Raw genomic sequence first — 17,680 nt, 5'->3', positions numbered from 1 at the left:
AGGCAGGGGCCCGTCCCATCCGGACGGCGCCATGTGTCAGAACTCGATGTCGTGCTGCTTGCAAAACTTCCGGACCCGGGGCTGCTCCGGCCGGGAGACCTTGGGCCACTGGGCCTTGGCGTTGCTCAAATCTCCCTGACGGCAGAAGGCCCGGGTGAGCAGCGAGTAGGACGCCAGTGGGATGACCTTGGGTTCCCGCCGCTGGCTGCTTCGTGCCAGACGAATGGCCTCCGCGGTGTCTCCCCCGTTTAAAGCACGCTCCCCATCCGCCAAAAGCTGCCGCAGCTCGTCAGACAGCTTTTCGGAAGGCTCGGGTCGGGTGGAAGGACGCGTGGAGGGGGGCGGATTCTTCGTCGCCACACCGGCCGGGTCGTCCGGAGGAGGGTTTTGCGGCGTCGGCGTGCCCGTCTGCGTCCCGTTGGGCGGAGGGGCCACCGGGGTGCCCGTGGCGCCCTGCGTTCCGGTGGTGCCCTGGGTGCCCGTGGCGACGACGGGCGGGGTGGCGGCCTGGGTGCCCGTGGTGGCCTGGGTGCCCGTGGCGACGGGCTGCACTGGCGGAGGCGTGGTGCCTCCGGTCGGCGTGGGCACCTGGGGCCGGGTCAACCACCAGCCGCCTCCGGCCACGGCGACGAGCGCGGCGACGACGAGCGCGGCCACCGGCGCACGGCTCTTCGGCGCCGGCGAGGACTGCGCGGCCACGGGGTGGACCACGGCGGCGCTCGCGGGCTGCACGGCGCCGGGCTGCACGGTGGGAGACGGGGTGATGTAGCTCTGGGGCGCGACGGGCGGCGGCACGGACGGCGCCTGCTGGGAGATGAGCGTGGGGTCCAACCCCGGAGGGTCCATCAAGGGCGAGGCCTGAGGCGCCGAGGCATGGACGATGCCCATCTGCCCGGTGCCTCCCGAGGCGAAGGCCCCCGCCGGCGCCGAGGCATGGACGATGCCCATCTGCCCGGTGCCTCCCGAGGCGAAGGCGCCCGCGGGCGCGGCGGGCTGGACGACGCCCCTGCTCCCGGAGCTGCCCGGCGCCATCGTGTCCTCGAAGCCCATGCGGCCCGTGTCGGGGCCCTTGCGGACGCTGCCAGGCGCCAGCGTGTTGGACAGCGAGGGCGGGCCCTCGGAGGGCAGGGCGATGCCGGACGGCGAGCCGGTGGGGCGGGGCTGCGAGGCGTGGGAGCCCGCGGCCGGGCTGAGCGTGTGCAGGGGGCTGCCGGTGAGGTCCTCCACGAACGAGGCGATGTCCGGGTAGCGGTCCTCGATGCGCTTGGACAGGGCCTTGTCCACCGCGGCGATGGCGTGGGCGGGGGCCTCCGGACACAACGGGGCGAGCGGGGCCGCCGGCTCGTAGACGACACGGAAGATCATCTGCGCGATGCCCCCCGCGCCAAAGGCGGGCGTGCCGGTCATCATCTCGTAGACGATGCAGCCCATCGCGAAGATGTCCGTGCGGGCGTCAATCTCGCGGTTCCTCCCCTGGGCCTGCTCGGGCGACATGTACTGCGGCGTGCCGATGAGCATCGCCTCCTGCGTCTGCACCGTGCCGGAGTCGAGGACCTTGGAGATGCCGAAGTCGAGCAGCTTGAGCCGCTCGCCCACCACGCCCCCGGAGTCGGTGGGTACGAGGAAGACGTTGGCGGGCTTCAAGTCACGGTGGACGATGCCCGCCCCGTGCGCGGCCTGGAGCGCGGAGCCCATCTGCCGCGTGAAGGAGTAGACGTCGTGCAGCGGCAGCCGTCCGCGCTCAAGCCGCGACTGGAGGCTCTCTCCGCGCAGGAACTCCAGCACCAGGAACGGCGTGCCGTCCTCCAGCGTGTCGTAGTCGAGCACCTCGACGATGTTGGGGTGGCCCAGCCGGGAGGCGATCTCCGCCTCGCGACGGAAGCGCGCGAAGATTTCGGCGGTGAGGTGGTCTCCACCGCGCAGCACCTTCACCGCGACCTGTTTGCCCGGAAGGCGCAGGTGCTGGGCCAGGTACACCGAGCCCATTCCTCCGCGCCCCAGGATGGACAGGACCTTGTAGGTGTTGCGCAGGACCGTATCGATGGAAAGGTCACCGTCGGACGGTCGATTCATGGGGCTGTGGCTCGCACGGGATTCTCAGGGGTGTTCCACCCCATTCCATCCTCCCACCCCACCATGAGGCAACCTTTCCGAGGCGGGATTCCGGACGGAGGCTGTCTTGAGCGGTGAGAACCCCTGGTGGCTTTCCGCCAGCCTGCTAAGGAAGCAGCCTGTATGACGAAAGTCGCGCCCCCCAAGGACTTGCTCGAGGTCCGCGTCCGCCGCATCCATCGCCGGGACCTCAACCGGACCTGGGAGTTCCTCAAGCTCGTCTTCCGCGACGTCAACCGCGAGACGGTGGAATACCAGCGCCCCCGCTCCAAGCGCCGCTTCATGGAGGTCTACACCTCCGAGTGGATAGAGCAGCTGCTCTATGAGGTCGACGGCGAAATCGTCGGCTATTCCGAGTGCGCCTTCGAGGCCACGGGCGACGACAACTGGGTGAACCCCCGCTGGTTCGAGAAGCGCGGCATGCGGCCCCTCTTCGTGGAGGAACTCGCGGTGCACCCGGAATACCAGGGGCGGGGAGTGGGCAGCTTCATGTTGGATCAGCTCCAGCATCTGGCCCGCACGCGCGGCTGTACCCACCTGGTGCTGGAGGTGGCGGAGAACAACGAGGCCGCGCTGGCGTGGTACCGGGCGAGGACGTTCTACAAGCTCGACGCCGCCATCTTCCTCGCGCAGAAGGTGCCGGGAGAGCCGGAGCTGCTGCCGCCGCGGCGCATCAAGCGCCGGACGAAGGCGACCGAGGGCGAGGCCACCTCTCCGAACACCGGCCCCATGCCGGAGACCCCCACGGCGCGAGGTGGCGCGCGCAAGGGCCGCGCTCCCGCGGCGAAGAAGGGAAGCTGAGTCACGGCGTCTTCGCGGGGGGCGTCAGCGTGCGACTGAAGAAGCGCACGGCGTCCTGACTGAGCTCGCGGTGCAGCTTCACGCGGTCCACCCCCGGAGGGTCCACGCAAATCTCCGGGGTGTGCTTCGCCATCTCCGCCCGGCACGGCGCGAGGAACACGAAGTGCCCGGCCTTGGGCACCTGTGTGTACTCGGGCTGCTGGGGCAGCGCGTCGCGAACGCGGAGGGCCTGGGCGACACCGTCGAGCACTTCATCCTGCTCCGCCGCGTACAACCGGACGGGCACCTTCACGTCCTTGAGTCCGGCCTCGTCGAAGAAGACGCCCACGGGCGCCATGACGAAGAGGGAGCGGATGCGAGGCTCCCGCGTGCCGCCGCGCAGCTCGGGGCGGACCGCGCGCACGGCCTTCATCTCGGTGCACAGGACACTCCTGGCGTGCGCGGCGTCTTCGCAATAGGGCCCAAGCTTGCCGAAGTCCGGTGACGCGCCCCCGAGCAGGAGCACGGTGTAGCCGCCCAGCGAGAAGCCCATGGCGCCCACGCGCGATGGGTCCACGAGCGGGCCCATCACCGCGTCCGTGAGCACCGAGTCCAGGAGCGTGCGCACCTGCCACGCGCGTCCCAGGAACACCTCGTCCGTGCCCGAGCGGGCGCCGTCGTTGTGCGTGTTGCCCGCGTGGTCCAGTGACGCGACGACGAAGCCCTTGCGCGCGAGCGCCGAGGCCAGGTCGCTGTGTCCCCAGCGCGTGCCCATGTGGCCGTGCGAGATGAGCACCAGCGGATGTCGTCCGGGGATGGGCGGCAGGTCCTTGCCCGCGTCGAGCTGGAGCAGGTCCACCGGGAAGGGCTTGGAGGCTTGCGTGGAGGGATAGAGCACCACGCCCCGCAGGGGCCCGCCGTTCACCGGGTCCTTCATGGCGAGCTCGCGGTAGCCCACGCCTCGGATGATGGACGCGGAGGCGGAGGTCGCCACGAGCAGGGCGGCGAGCGCGAAGGCCCTGGGAAGCGCGGTGCCAGGTCGTCCAGAAGTCTTCATGGCCCTCTTATCGTCCGAGCCGGCATTCGATTGCACGGCCCCAGGGTGAAGGGGGCTGGACGACACGGGGTTGCGACTGGAGTCGCATGGGACGGACGGGGTGTGGACCTCATGCTCGCGCCCCTTGCCCCCCTTCGGGGGTGGACCGGGACAAGGGCTGATGAGGACGCCGTGGCGCGGATGGCTGCTGCTCGTGGCCTGGCTCGTCGCGGGGAGCGCGTGGGCCCAGGATGCGCACTACTGGACGCGTCAGTTCGGCAACCGGGCGTGGCTGCTTGGCGGCGCGCTGCTCGGAGACCCCGCGGACATCAGCGCCGTCTATTACAACCCCGGCGCCCTCGTGCTGGTGGGCACGCTGGAGCTGGAGCTGACGGGCAGCGTCTTCGAGTTCTCACGCCTGTCGCTCGTCAACGGCCTGGGGCCGGGGAAGGACCTGACGACTTCGCGCTTCGACGCGCTGCCCGCCTTCATCGCGGGCCCGCTGCGCTTCCACGGGCTGGGCCGCGCGCGCATGGGTTATGCGCTCCTCACCCGGCAGGGCTTCGAGACGCTGCTGACGCGGCGGGAGGACTTCACCGGCACCGACCTCGTCGGAGTTCAAGGCCTCTCGCAGTTGTCCTCCGACGTGCGGCTGGAGCACGGCGTGAAGGAGCTGTGGGCCGGCGTGAGCTGGGCGTATCCGCTGAGCAAGTCCCTGGGCGTGGGCATCACCCCGTTCCTCGCGGGCCGGCAGCAGCACGCGGACTTCCTGGCCATCTCCCAGGGGTCGGGCGCTGACGGGCGCGAGCTGCTCGCGACGGTGAGCCGCACCTATCGACTCCAGCACCTGCGCCTGCTGGCGAAAATCGGCGTGAGCTACCAGGAGGAGCGATGGGCGATGGGCCTGACGGTGACGACGCCCAGCCTCGGCATCTACGGCACGGGTGAGGTCGGGCTCGAGCGCGCGCTGAGTCAGCAGGGCCTGCCCCTGGAGGGGCCCGCGCGGGTCTCCAACTTCCAACCAGGCACGCCCGCGCGCTTTCGCAGTCCGCTGTCCGTGGGGCTCGGCGGCAGTCGGGTGCTTGGCGGCACCACCTTGCACGCGGCGGTGGAGGTCTTCGCGCGCGTGCCGGTGTTCCGCATCCTCGACAGCGACCCCATCCCCGTGGAGGGCCCCGAGCGCGTGCTGAGCAGCGACGTCTTTTATGGCCTGGAGCCGGTGGTCAACGCGGCGTTGGGGGCGGAGCACCGCGTGGGCGACAAGCTGCGCGTCTACCTGAGCGTCCACACGGACTTCAGCGCCGCCATCGACCTGCCCAACACCAGCACGCTGCTGGGGACGAGCGACCTGTACCACGTGGCCACCGGCGTCTACTTCCCCGTGCGGCACTCGCGCGTCACCGTGGGCACGGACCTGGCGTGGGGCCGTCAGACGACGCGGCGCTTCTCCGACCTGCTCGCGCTGACGGGCCTGCCGCCCCCGAGCGAGTCGCAGGCGATTCACGTCTTCCACGCCACGCTCGTCGTCGGTCTCACCCTGGGCCTCGGCGGTGGTGAGCGGGAAGAGGACGAGGCGCGACCCAGGTCGGACCTGGAGGTGCCCCTTGTGGATGAGGGCGGGGCCCGGTAGCGCCGTCAGAAGCTCAGCGTGCCGAGCAGCTCGAAGGTGTTGCGGTAGACGTGCACGGGCTCGCTGACCGCGCCCTCCAATGAGCCTGGCGTGGTGAGGTCCCGGATGCCCAGCTCGTGGCGGGACAACACGTAGCCGGCGCGCAGGCCGCCATCGAGGCCGCGCAGCCCGGGGAAGAAGCCCCTCACGAGGATGACGTCCAGACCCGCGCCCAGGTGCAGCGTGTTGGGCCACAGGTTGCGGAAGAAGCCGGGCAGGCGAATCCAGTACGAGTTGGGATTGGCCATCCCCACGCCGTTGATGTTGCCTTCCTCCAGCCGATACCACGTCAGTCCGTAGCCGACCTTGACGTACGGCTGGAAGCCGCCGGGCAGGATGTTGTAGCGGATGCTGCCCGCGTACTCCCACAGGTTCAGCTTCGCGCGGAGTCGGAACAGGGTCTCCTCACCCGCGAGCGGCACGTCGATGCCCACGTCGCTGCGCGAGTGCAGCAGCGTGTTCTCCGACGTGAAGCGGTCCCCCAGATAGAAGCTCACCTTCAGCGTGGGGGAGATGGCCGTGTCCACCACCGGCTGGATGAACCGGGACGGCTGCTCACCGATGGTCGGGTCCAGCGCGAGCAACTGCGGCCCCCACTCGGCGAGCTGCCGGTCATTGAGCAGCAGCGCGGCGAAGTCCTCGTCGAGCAGCCCGATGCTGATGCCCGCCTCCACGCTCGCGCGTCGCCGGGGCAGTTGTTTCTGTGGCGTGTAGACGGGCTCGTGTTTCTCCACCAGCGCGCGGATGGGCAGGCCCACCACCCGGTAGAGGAAGTCGAACGGCGGCAGGCTGATGAGGATGGCCACCGGGCCGTTGAGGAAGCCCAGGTTGTTGGAGAAGTTGTCCTGCACGTCCAGGGGGAAGAACCAGGGCAGCTCTCCGGGCGCGTAGCGGATGAAGCCCGCGTTGGGCGCGGGCCGGTTCCAACCCTCGCTGAAGGCGGGGCCGGTGATGGACAGGTTGCCCATGTCCGAGTGCGCGACGATGCCCGCCAGTGGCGAGGCGGCGGAGGGGTAGCCCCAGCGCAGCGGCAGGATGAGCCAGGACCACTCGCGGCGCACCGACGGGTCGTCGATGGCCAGGTCGTAGACGCGCTCCCAGTCCGGCACCAGGTCGATGCGCTCCGCCATGTCGTAGCGCACCACGTCCTCGGGCAGCGGCCGCTTCGGGTCCGACAGGTACTCCTGGTGGTCGAAGTGCTTGGGCACCGCTTCCGTGGAACCCGCGGGGCCTACGTCCTTGAAGACGCCGGGCAGCGGATACGTGGCGTGTGACTCGCGAGCGTGCGGGCCGGGGGAGGCGAGCAACTGCTCCAGGCCCTTCGAGTCCGCGCCGATGTACCCGATGGGATGCGTGTTGATGCGGGTCTCCTTCTCGTCCACCCAGACGTAGCTGCGCACCCGCGCCAGCAGCTTCTTCTCGCCGGGTCGGTCCTCGCCCCGCAGGTCCACCAGCTCCTCCCACTGCTTGCGCGGCAGGTACGCGTTGGGGCTCGCGAAGTCGAAGACCATGGAGTTGCGGTGGAAGAAGTACTCAGTGCGCTTGAGGACCAGGGGGTCCGGGCCGTCGGCGGCCCAGCCGCCCGCGAGGATGCGCCGCATTTCGTCCTCGGTGAGCGGGCGCTCCACGGCGGACAGCGGCGAGATGACGGCGCTCACGTGCTCCCAGTCGCCCTCGTGATTGTTGCCCCCGGCGTTGAAGGGATAGAAGAACCAGTACTGGATGAGCAGCTCGTAGCCGCGCAGGCCGTGCTTCGCGTCGCGCACCTCCGAGAGGAACGGATGCGCGTAGACCTTCTCCGTGCCCTGGTAGCGGCGCGCAATCTCATCCGGCGTGGGGCTCGCGTACGCCTCATGCCACGTCGAGGGGTTGAAGCCCGGGAAGTCGAAGTACATCACGGTGAAGGGCGCCTGCTCGGCGGCCACCGCGTCCTGTCGCAGGCGGGGAATGGTGGGGTGGTCCGGGTGGAACTCCCGCAGCAGCGCGATGAGGCGGCAGTCGTCGCGCGCATCCCGTCCGGACTGCTCCGTCTGGAGCGCGACTTCGGGTGCGCCGTCCTCGGGACAGGGATGGCCGAGTGAGGAGAAGTTGATGGAGTCGCTGCGCATCAACACCGAGCCCGGCTTCGCCAAATCCCACGTGTCCAGGTTCAACAACAGGCCGCCGGGCAAATCTCGGAAGGCCTTGTGGTCCATGGGGAAGGTGTACGTGTTCTTCACCAGGATGGGCGCGAAGCGCACCGCCAGCGCCTGCAGCACCCGGAACCGGTTGTCGTCCATGCCGTCGCGCGGCGTCTCGTCGCGGTAGGACGGGTCCGCCGTGTCGCCGTAGAGCGAGAGCGCCTCGCTGGCCGTCGTCTGCCGGACGATGCGCGGGTAGGCCAGGGGCACGTAGCGGAAGTACTCCTCGCGCGTCGGCGGCCCGGAGGCCCGAGCGTCGCTCGGGCGCGTCAGCAGGCCCGCGAGCAGCAGGGCCTGTGCGGCATGGACCGCGATACCGTGGCGCATGGTGTCCCCCCGGGAGACTCGCGGCGCAGTGCCTCACGTGGGCGCTCGCGATGAGGGGAGCCTAGGAGGCGCGCCCGCGCGCAATCCCACGGGATGTGCCGGGAGCGTCGGACACCGTACGGATACCCGGGTGCGAAGGGGAGGCACTCACCCCCACGCACCCGGTGGTCAACAGTCGCGGCGCGCGGGCTCGCGCGCTTGCTCCGCTCAAGCGGGCAGCGGCTCCGTGGAGCCCTGCGTCGTCGCGGTCGCCGGAGGCGCGGACGGCGCTTCGCTCGGGGCGGTGCGCGGCGCGGGGGCGATGGTCGACTCGCCCATCGTCTCGCCGTGCTGGCTCAAATCCAGGCCCTGCTCCTCCGCCTCGCGGGTGACGCGCAGGGGCACGATGCGGTCCACCAGCTTGTAGAGCAGGTAGGAGCCGATGAAGGAGAAGGCGGACACCAGCGCGAGCGCCAGCATGTGCATGAAGAACGTCTTCGTCTCGCCGTAGAGCAGCCCCACGTCCTTGGCCAGCACGCCGGTGAGCACCATGCCCACCACGCCGCCCAGGCCGTGACAGGGGAAGACGTCCAGCGTGTCGTCGATGGACGTGCGGCTCTTGAGGTGCACCGCCGCGTTGCTCACGAAGCTTGCGACCAGGCCCACCATGATGCTCTGCCCCACGGTGATGAAGCCCGCGGCAGGCGTCACCGCGACCAGGCCCACCACCGCGCCCACGCACGCGCCCATGGCGCTCGGCTTGCGGCCGCGCAGCCAGTCGAAGGCAATCCAGCCCAGCATCGCCGCCGCGGACGCCGTGTTCGTGGTGGCGAAGGCCAGCGTCGCCAGCGACGAGGCCGACAGCGCCGAGCCCGCGTTGAAGCCGAACCAGCCGAACCACAACATGCCCGTGCCCAACATCACGAAGGGCAGATTCGCCGGCGTGTGCGACGCGTTCTCCAGATGGACCTGCCGGCGGCCCAGCACCAGCGCGCCCGCCAGCGCCGCGAAGCCCGCGGACATGTGCACCACCGTGCCGCCCGCGAAGTCCAGCACTCCCCACTCACGCAGGAAGCCCTTCGGGTGCCACGTCCAGTGCGCCAGCGGCGCGTAGATGACCAGCGTGAAGAGCACCATGAAGAGCACGTACGCCTTGAAGCGCACCCGCTCCGCGAAGGCGCCAGTGATGAGCGCCGGGGTGATGATGGCGAACTTGAGCTGGAACAGCGCGAACAGCATCAGGGGAATCGTGGGCGCCAGGTCCGGGTGCGTCTCTCCACCGACGCCGCTGAACATGAAGAAGGTGCGCGGGTCGCCGATGATGCCGTGGATGCTGTCGCCGAAGCAGAGGCTGAAGCCCACCACCACCCAGAGCAGGCTGATGACCGCCATGGCGATGTAGCTCTGCAGCAGCGTGGACACGACGTTCTTCAGCCGCACCATGCCGCCGTAGAAGAAGGACAGGCCCGGCGTCATCAACAGCACCAGCGCCGTCGCGGTGAGAATCCACGCCGTGTCCGCTGGGTTGATGGGCCCCCCTTGCTTCACCTGCGCCGCCGGCGTCACCAACATGCCCGCCACGCCCACTCCCACCAGCAGGGCCAGTGCCAACCACTTCTTCATCGCGTCACCCCAAGGAAGACTGACGCAATGCAGTATGAGGCCGGCGTGGGCCAGATTCAACGGACCGGAGTCTTAAATCCCGTCGGATACAGCTAAAAATCGATAGAATTGGGCTTAAAATTCATGAATCTGGGCGGGATGTAGGGTCATCTACTTCACGATGATGCGGCCACCCTTGATGTCCAGGTCCTCGCCGCCCTTGAGGACGACGTTGCCCCCGTCTGTCTGGATGGTGCAGGGCCTCGAGCCCTGGATGGTGACGGAGGCCGTCTGGCTCTTGCCGAACGAGACGGAGGTCTTCACGCCGCTGCACACCGCCGTCCAGGTGTAGTCGCGCGAGTCGCGGTTGTAATAGCGCACGGTGACGGCGGCCCATGCGGCCGACGACGCCAGCAGGCCGGCCACGAGGGTGGCTATCGAGAGCCTGGCTTTCATTGTCTCCCCCTTTGAAGGAAGTGGCGCAGTCATACCCGTTGGCCCTGACGCGCGCTCGTCACTCGAGGTGAGACATACCCGCCGAGGCGGCTGGCCTCGTCCCCGCGTGGAGTCCTACGCAGACATACGAACCGGGCGTGCGCGCCTGGCTCACGTGTGCGTTGGTGGCGCCTCGGTGGCCTGGTCGAACTCGTCGGGATGGAGGTGGAACCAGCGGGCGATGAGCATCACCTCCTGGGCTTCGTGGGCGCGCAGGCCGAGCGTCTCGGGCTCGGGGCGCTCGAAGATTTCCCGGACGCGGGCCTCCAGGGCTTCGCGCTCCTCGGGGGTTCGCGGCGCGGGCCGCTCGTCGCGCACGCTGCCCCGGCGCAGGACGTAGACGCGGTCCTCTCCGGCGTGGCCCGGCACCGTGTACACGAAGGACAGCCGCTTCATCGTCCGGCCCAGGGAGACCATCCACTCGCGGAGGTTCTTCAGGCGCTCCGCGCGGTCTCTCAGCTCCGCGGCGTACTCGAACTGCAGACGTCGGGCGGCCAGGGCCATGCGCTCGTGCAGCAGGGTGAGCGGGACGTCGGAGGTGCCTTCCAGGAAGGCCCGGGCCTGGGCGATGCGGGCGTCGTACTCGGCATGGGTGCAGCCGCCAGCACAGGGCGCGAGGCAGCGGGAGAGCTGGCCGCGCATGCACAGGGGCTCCTGCTTCAGCGGGAAGAGCTGGCCCTGGTTGGCCAGTCGCATCGGTGTGTCCGCCGCGCAGTCTCTCAGCTCGAGCAGGTCATTCACCGCGCGCACCACGTCGGAGACCGCGCCCTGGCCCTGGAAGGGGCCGTAGTAGTCGCCGCTCGCGCCGGTGACGCGCCCTACGACGTGCAGGCGGGGCACGGCCTCCTTGGTGAGGTGGAGGAAGCAGTGTCCCCGGTCTCGCTTGTGCTCCACGTTGTAGAGGGGGCGGTGGAACTTGATGAGGCGCAGCTCGCGCAGCAGCGCGGCGAACTCGCTGGGCGTGTGCTCCCACTCCACCTGATGCGCGTGGGCGATGATGTCCGCCGCCTTGTCGCCGGGCTCCGCGCGAAAGTAGGAGAGCAGCCGCGAGCGCACCCGCACGGACTTGCCGACGTAGAGCACTTCGCCCGAGGGCCCCAACATCCGGTAGATGCCGGGCCGGTTCTCCGCGTTCGCGCGGACGTGTTCGAGGAGTGAGGCGACGCGGGAAGACATGTGCGGCGAAGGCCCGGCCCTGTGCGTGCCGGACGACATGTCACCGTACACCTCGGTGCGGGCCTCGCGCGGCCCTCGCCTCTTCCTTCCAGCGTGCTTGTCCGTGGGGCGGACGGCCTGGTCGCATGCGAAGGCGAGCAGGTGAGGAGGGGGTTGGTCGCGCCCGCGACGCGCCACACGCGAGGCCGCCGCTCGCCATGAGGGCACCCGTCCACGTCCAGACTCCGATGGGGGGTTTATGAAGTTATGTGAACAACCTTGTCTCGTTTAGTTAACGGCGTTAATTGATGGTCCTGTGTAAACCCGGCCTCGCGATGAGGAGGGGTGTCTGCCTGCCTCGATGAAGGCGGGAGGGAGTCGCCGTCATGGTGCGTGCCCCGTCGTTGACCCTGTCCGCCGCGTGGATGAGCGGCTTCGCCATCCTCGTCGTGGGGCTGTTGTCCCTGGTGGGGTGCTCGCGCCCGGCCACCGCCGCTCCGGGGCCTGCTTCCTCCGGTGAAGCGCCCGTCCAGGTGCGCTCCGTGCCCGTCGTGGCGGAGGAGGTCACCCGTCCGGTGCGCGCCAGCGGGGTGCTCGCCGCGAAGCAGGAGCTGCGGTTGTCCTTCAAGCTGGGTGGCATCGTCAGGCAGGTCGCCGTGGACGAGGGTCGGTCGGTGACGCGAGGGCAGGTGTTGGCCGCGTTGGACCCGTCGGAGATTGGCCCCCAGGTGGCCCAGGCTCGCGAGGCGAGGGACAAGGCGGCCCGAGACTTGGAGCGCGCGAAGCAACTTCACGAGGCCCAGGTGGCCACGCGCGCGCAGCTGCAAGACGCCACCACGGCCTTCGAGGTCGCCGACGCCGCCTGGAGCGCCGCGGCCTTCAACCAGCGACAGGCCACCCTCGTGGCGCCCTCGAACGGGCGCATCCTCCGGAGGCTGGTGGAGCCCGGTGAGGTGGTGTCCCCCGGCCAGGCCCTCTTCCAGTTCGCGAGCGCGGATGGCGGCTGGGTCGTCCGCGTGGGCCTGACGGACCGCGACGTCGTGCGCGTGCGGGAAGGGGACGCGGCGGAAGTATCGCTCGACGCCTACCCCGGCCGGACGTTCCAGGCGCGCGTCAGCGAGATTGCCAGCGCCGCCACGCCGGGCCTGGGCACGGCGGAGGTGGAGCTCGAGCTGCGACTCCCCAAGGAGGTTCCCGCACGTGTGGCCGGCGCCGACGAGCGAGGTGGCGCGGAGCCCTCCCCGCGACTGTTGTCAGGCCTCTCCGCGAAGGCGCGGGTCCTTCCGTCCGAGCGGCAGACGGTGCGCTTCATTCCCGTGGAGGCACTGCTGGAAGGGGACGGTGACGTGGCCAGCGTCTTCATCGTGAACCCGGATGGTCGGAGCGCGCGGCGCCAGCGCGTGAGGGTGGCCTTCCTCTCCTCCGAGGACGGCCGCGCGGCCCTGTCCGAGGGGCCCGACGTGGGCGCCCACGTCGTCACGGATGGCGTGGCCTTCCTCCGCGACGGCCAGGCGGTGGCGGTGGTGGAGGCGCGATGAAGCTCTCCACCGCGGCCGTGAAGAACCCGCAGCTCACCCTGGTGGTGTTCGCCATGTTGGTCGCGCTGGGCGTCTCCAGCGCGCTGTCCATTCCCCGCGCGGAGGACCCTGTCTTCCCGATGCCGGGCTTCACGCTCATCGCCGTGTACCCCGGTGCGAGCCCGGCGGACCTCGAGCAGCTCGTGGTGGACCCGCTCGAGGAGGCCTTCGAGGAACTCGATGACGTGAAGGAGGTGCGCAGCCAGATGGAGGACGGGCTGGCGCAGCTGGAAATCGAGTTCGAGTCCTCCACGGACCCGGATGACAAACACGCGGAGGTGCTGCGGCAGGTTACCGCCACGCGGCCCCAGCTTCCCTCGGGACTGGTGCGCCTGGAGGTCCTCCGTCACAGCGCGGCGAACGTGAGCGTGGTGCAGTTCGCCCTGGTGGGGCCCCATGTCTCCGCGCGAGAGCTGGAGCGGCACGCGGACGCCCTGGCGGACCGGCTGACGCATGTGTCCGGCGTGAAGAAGGCGGAGGTCTTCGCGGCGACGAAGCAGGAGGTGCGCGTGTCGGTGGACCCGGAGCGACTGGCGCGCGTGGGCGTGTCGCTGGAGCGGGTGCTGCAAGCGCTCGGCGGCGCCAACCTCAATGTCCCCGCGGGCAGCGTGGACCTGGGCGCGCGGCGCTTCAACGTGAAGACGAGCAGCGAGTACACGTCGCTCGAACAGGTGCGCGCCACCGTGGTGTCCGGTGGCGAGGCGGGCGTGGTGCGCCTGCAGGACGTGGCGGACGTGTCGTTTCGGGACCAGGACGCGGTGCACCTGGGTCGCTTCAACGGCGAGCGCGCTGTCTTCGTCGGCGTCACGCAGAAGGAAGGCGGCAACGTCTTCGCGGTGAGGGACGCGTCGCTCGAGGTCGCCCGCGAGTGGGCCCGGGAGCTACCGAAGGGTGTCCGGCTGGAGACGGGGTTCGACCAGTCGCTCCAGGTGGAGCGGCGGCTGGGCGGCTTCGCGATGGACTTCGCGCTGGCGCTGGCCCTGGTGCTGGTGACGCTCCTGCCCCTGGGCTTCCGGGCCAGCCTCATCGTCATGGTGTCCATTCCCCTGTCCCTGGCCCTGGGGCTCGCGGCGCTGCACCACGCGGGCTTCACGCTCAACCAGCTCTCCATCGTCGGCTTCGTCATCGCCCTGGGGCTCCTGGTGGATGACAGCATCGTGGTGGTGGAGAACATCGCCCGCTTCCTGCGTATGGGGCGCAGCCGGGTGCGGGCGGCCATCGAGGGCACGTCGCAGATTGGGCTCGCCGTGCTGGGCTGCACCGCCACGCTGGTGTTGTCCTTCGTGCCGCTGCTGTTCCTGCCCGGCACGTCCGGTCAGTTCATCCGCAGCCTGCCCATGGCGGTGGTGTTCACCATCCTCGCTTCGCTGCTGGTGTCGCTCACGGTGATTCCGCTGCTGGCCAGCCTCTTCCTCTCGGAGGGCGAGCACCCGGAGGGCAACCGCGTGCTGCGCTTCTTCCACCACTTCATCGAGCGCAGCTACCGCCCGCTGCTGCACCGCGCGCTGGCGCGGCCGGTGGTGACGGTGGTGGTGGCCGCGGCGCTCTTCGTGGGCAGCCTGGCGCTGGTGCCGGTGGTGGGCTTCAGCCTCTTTCCGAAGGCCGGCACGCCCATGTTCTACGTGAAGGTGGAGACGCCCGAGGGGGCCAGCCTCCCGGAAACGGACCGGGCCGTGCGCTTCGTGGAGGACGCCCTGCGCCGCCGGCCGGAGGTCGTCTCCGTCTCCGCCAACGCGGGGCGGGGCCATCCGTCCGTCTACTACAACGTCCAGCCGAGCGCGGAGCGCCCCAACGTGGGCGATCTCTTCGTCCAGCTCCAGGACTACGACTCGGAGACGACGCCCGCGCTGCTCGACGGCCTGCGCGCGGAGTTGTCCGCGTACCCCGGCGCGCGCATCGAGGTGCGCGAGTTCGAGCAGGGGCCTCCCATCGAAGCGCCCGTGGCGGTGCGATTGGTGGGGCCGGAGCTGGAGACGCTGCGCACGCTGGCCGCGCGGACCCAGCAGGTGCTGGAGACGACACCGGGCACCCTCTACGTGAAGAACCCGGTGCAGACGCGTCGCACGGACCTCCAGGTGGAGGTGGACCGGGAGAAGGCGGGGCAACTGGGTGTGCCCGCGGCGGAGGTGGCGCGCGCGGTGCGCTTCGGGCTCGCGGGTCTGCCGGCGGGCACCTTCCGCGACGAGGCGGGCGAGGACCATCCCATCCTCGTCCGGATGCCGCTGGAGTCCGGCGCGTGGCCGGCATTGGGCGCGCTGGAGCGCCTGCATGTGGCCAGTGTCACCGGCGCGCAGGTGCCGCTCATGCAGGTGTCCCAGGTGCGCCTGGAGGCCAGCCCCAACCGCGTCACCCACCACGACGGCGAGCGCTCCGTCACCGTCTCCGCCAGCGTGGCCACCGGCTACATCAACGACAACGTCATCCAGGACGTGCTGCGCCGGCTGGACGCGGAGGTGAAGCCGCCGCCGGGCTACCGTCTGGAAGCGGCCGGAGAGCTGGAGAGCCGCCAGGAGAGCTTCGACGGCGTGTCCGCGGCCGGCATCATCGCGGCCTTCGGTGTGCTGGCGGTGCTGGTGCTGGAGTTCCGCACGTTCCGCAGCACGCTCATCGTCGCGTCGGTGATTCCGCTGGGACTGGTGGGCGGCATCCTCGCGCTGTTCCTCACCGGCAACACGCTGTCGTTCACCGCCTCCATCGGCTTCATCGCCCTGGTGGGCATCGAGGTGAAGAACAGCATCCTCCTGGTGGACTTCACCAACCAGTTGCGCGCGCGGGGCCTGTCCGTGGACGAGGCCATCGAGCAGGCGGGCGAGACGCGCTTCCTGCCCATCCTGCTCACCACGCTGACGGCCCTGGGGGGCCTGCTGCCCCTGGCGCTGGAGCACAGCAGCCTCTACTCACCCCTGGCGTGGGTCATCATCGGTGGGCTGATTTCCTCCACCGTCCTCACCCGGGTGGTGACGCCGGTGGTGTACAAGTTGCTGGCCCCGGAGGTGGAGCGGGAGGGCGAGGCACCGGCCAGCGAGGGGCCCGCGTCCCCGCTGCCCGGCTCCGTCGCATCGGCCGGTGGCGCGGCATAGCGGCACTCGAGAGGCACCATGGGCATCAAGGAGCGACGAGAGCGGGAGAAGCAGGCGACGCGGCAGCGCATCCTGGATGCGGCGCGCGAGCTCTACGTCCAGGAGGGCTACGAGGCGATGACGATGCGGCGCGTCGCCGAGAAAATCGAGTACAGCGCCACCGCCATCTACGTGCACTTCAAGGACAAGGCCGCGCTCATCCAGGAGCTGTGCGCCCATGACTTCCTGCGCTTCGCGGAGGTGCTCAACAAGGTCGGCAAGGTGAAGGACCCCGTGGAGCGCCTGCGGAAGATGGGGCGGGCGTACATCGACTTCGCCCAGGAGTACCCCACCACCTACCGCCTGCTCTTCATGGAGCGCCGCCCGGCCGAAGTGGGGACCACGGGACCGGACGGCCCGGAGCAGGGCAACCCCGAACAGGATGCCTATGCCTTCCTGCGCCAGTCCGTGCAGGAGGCGAAGGACGCGGACTGCTTCAGGCCCGAGCACCAGGACGTGGAGCTGGTGAGTCAGGCGCTCTGGGGCGGCCTGCATGGCCTCGTCGCGCTGCACCTGGTGATGGGGCCCGAGGACAAGTGGATCGACATGCGTCCACTGATGCGCACCGCGACCCTGATGATGGACCTGCTCCTGGAGGGCCTCTGCAAACCCTCCAGGTCAGGCGGCGCTACGCGGGCTCGATGAAGTTGAGCCGGTAGCCGTCCGGGTCGGTGACGATGACCTCCCGGGTGTGCCACGGCTGGATGGCGGGGCCCTCCACCACGGCCCCCTGCGCCTGCGCCCGCAGGAGCAGCTCGTCCAGGCCGCTGGTGCCCTCGACGCGGAAGCCCACGAGCACGCCCAGTCCCCGCCGGCCTTCCAACTGCAACTGCGTCGGAGGCGCGACGAGGTAGACGTCCACCGCGCCAGCCCACTGGAGGCGGACGAAGGGCGGCTCTGCTTGGGTGCGCTCGAAGCCGAGCGCCTCGTAGAACGCCAGGGAGCGCGTCAGGTCCGAGACGAGCAGCTTGACGAAGGCCGGAATCACTTCTTGAGGCCTTCGGCGGCCAGCGCCGCCTGCACGTGGGGACGCTCGGCGACGCGCGCGTGGTAGGCCTTCACCGCGGGGAACGCCTCCAGGTCCACCTGCATGGGCTTCGCCCAGTTCAGCACGGTGAAGAGGTACGCATCCGCGACGGTGAACTGCTCACCCATGAGGAACGTGTTCTTCGACAGGACCTCGTCCAGCGTCTTGAAGCGCACCGCGAGCCGGTCCTTGTAGATCTTCTTCCCCTCGTCCGGAAACGCCGGGTTGAAGAGGGGGCTGAAGGCCTTGTGAATCTCGGTGGAGATGAAGTTGAGCAGCTCCTGGAGCTTGTAGCGCTCGATGGAGCCGTTGGCGGGGGCCAGCTTCGCCTCGGGCGCCTGGTCCGCGATGTACTGGACGATGGCGGGCCCTTCCGTCAGCACCGTGCCGTTGTCGAGCTGGAGCGCGGGGACATAGCCCTTGGTGTTGACGGCGAAGTAGTCCGCGCCGGTCTCCGTCTTCTTGCCGCGCAGGTCGACCTTCTCGAGGTCGAACTTCAGGCCCGCCTCACGCAGGGCGATGTGCGGGGACAGGGAGCAGGCACCGGACGAGTAGTAGAGCTTCATGGGAGCGCATTCCTCACGTGGGGGGTTCGAGGCGCGCAGTTCTGCACCTTCCCGGG

Annotated in this window: 13 protein-coding genes; 5 read left to right on the top strand and 8 right to left on the bottom strand. The window is 69.7% G+C overall.

Translation table 11 applies throughout. The annotated features are described in order from the left end of the window. Positions 1-36: 36 nt before the first annotated feature. Positions 37-2,073, bottom strand: a complete 2,037-nt coding sequence (locus HUA74_RS32745) for a serine/threonine-protein kinase (protein ID WP_174457666.1) — start codon at positions 2,071-2,073, stop codon at positions 37-39. A gap of 162 nt (positions 2,074-2,235) precedes the next feature. Here HUA74_RS32745 and HUA74_RS32740 point away from each other — a divergent pair, with 162 nt between their 5' ends. Further along, positions 2,236-2,913: a GNAT family N-acetyltransferase gene (locus HUA74_RS32740; protein WP_174457665.1), complete on the top strand. Its 678-nt coding sequence runs from the start codon at positions 2,236-2,238 to the stop codon at positions 2,911-2,913. A gap of 1 nt (position 2,914) precedes the next feature. On the opposite strand, the gene HUA74_RS32735 is transcribed toward HUA74_RS32740, so the two are convergent. Continuing rightward, positions 2,915-3,949, bottom strand: a complete 1,035-nt coding sequence (locus HUA74_RS32735; RefSeq protein WP_174457664.1) for a hypothetical protein — start codon at positions 3,947-3,949, stop codon at positions 2,915-2,917. A gap of 160 nt (positions 3,950-4,109) precedes the next feature. Here HUA74_RS32735 and HUA74_RS32730 point away from each other — a divergent pair, with 160 nt between their 5' ends. After that, the gene (locus HUA74_RS32730; RefSeq protein ID WP_174457663.1) at positions 4,110-5,558 is read left to right on the top strand and encodes a hypothetical protein; all 1,449 of its coding nucleotides are present in this window, start codon (positions 4,110-4,112) and stop codon (positions 5,556-5,558) included. A gap of 5 nt (positions 5,559-5,563) precedes the next feature. On the opposite strand, the gene HUA74_RS32725 is transcribed toward HUA74_RS32730, so the two are convergent. From HUA74_RS32725 to HUA74_RS32710, 4 genes are all read right to left on the bottom strand, one after another. Continuing rightward, on the bottom strand, positions 5,564-8,104 hold the full coding sequence (locus HUA74_RS32725; protein WP_174457662.1) for a hypothetical protein: 2,541 nt from the start codon (positions 8,102-8,104) through the stop codon (positions 5,564-5,566). 207 nt (positions 8,105-8,311) lie between these two features. After that, positions 8,312-9,706 (bottom strand): ammonium transporter, encoded by a 1,395-nt coding sequence (locus tag HUA74_RS32720; protein ID WP_141646743.1) that lies wholly within the window; start codon positions 9,704-9,706, stop codon positions 8,312-8,314. A gap of 150 nt (positions 9,707-9,856) precedes the next feature. Beyond that, a complete protein-coding gene (locus tag HUA74_RS32715; protein ID WP_174457661.1) occupies positions 9,857-10,141 on the bottom strand; it encodes a hypothetical protein in 285 nt (94 codons plus the stop codon). 150 nt (positions 10,142-10,291) lie between these two features. Further along, positions 10,292-11,356: a UvrB/UvrC motif-containing protein gene (locus HUA74_RS32710; RefSeq protein ID WP_174457660.1), complete on the bottom strand. Its 1,065-nt coding sequence runs from the start codon at positions 11,354-11,356 to the stop codon at positions 10,292-10,294. Positions 11,357-11,721: 365 nt separating this feature from the next. On the opposite strand from HUA74_RS32710, the gene HUA74_RS32705 reads away from it, so the two are divergent. From HUA74_RS32705 to HUA74_RS32695, 3 genes are read left to right on the top strand one after another with little or no spacing between them, the layout of a single operon-like run. Further along, the gene (locus tag HUA74_RS32705; protein WP_174457659.1) at positions 11,722-12,873 is read left to right on the top strand and encodes an efflux RND transporter periplasmic adaptor subunit; all 1,152 of its coding nucleotides are present in this window, start codon (positions 11,722-11,724) and stop codon (positions 12,871-12,873) included. Next, entirely contained in the window at positions 12,870-15,992 is a 3,123-nt protein-coding gene (locus HUA74_RS32700; protein WP_174457658.1) for an efflux RND transporter permease subunit, read from the top strand. The genes HUA74_RS32705 and HUA74_RS32700 overlap by 4 nt, the downstream gene beginning before the upstream one ends. Positions 15,993-16,010: 18 nt before the next feature. Further along, positions 16,011-16,676, top strand: coding sequence for a TetR/AcrR family transcriptional regulator (locus HUA74_RS32695; protein ID WP_174457657.1), 666 nt, complete (start codon positions 16,011-16,013; stop codon positions 16,674-16,676). On the opposite strand, the gene HUA74_RS32690 is transcribed toward HUA74_RS32695, so the two are convergent. Further along, positions 16,660-17,019 (bottom strand): VOC family protein, encoded by a 360-nt coding sequence (locus tag HUA74_RS32690; protein WP_174457656.1) that lies wholly within the window; start codon positions 17,017-17,019, stop codon positions 16,660-16,662. The genes HUA74_RS32695 and HUA74_RS32690 overlap by 17 nt on opposite strands. After that, positions 17,016-17,624: a glutathione transferase GstA gene (gstA, locus tag HUA74_RS32685; RefSeq protein WP_174457655.1), complete on the bottom strand. Its 609-nt coding sequence runs from the start codon at positions 17,622-17,624 to the stop codon at positions 17,016-17,018. Before gstA ends, HUA74_RS32690 begins: the two co-directional genes overlap by 4 nt. Between the last annotated feature and the right edge of the window lie 56 nt (positions 17,625-17,680).

It is taken from the genome of Myxococcus sp. CA051A (assembly GCF_013336705.1).
GTDB classification, from domain to species: Bacteria; Myxococcota; Myxococcia; order Myxococcales; family Myxococcaceae; genus Myxococcus; species Myxococcus llanfairpwllgwyngyllgogerychwyrndrobwllllantysiliogogogochensis.
Note: the sequence above shows the minus strand (reverse complement) of the source record. Positions and strands in the feature narration are given on the sequence as shown.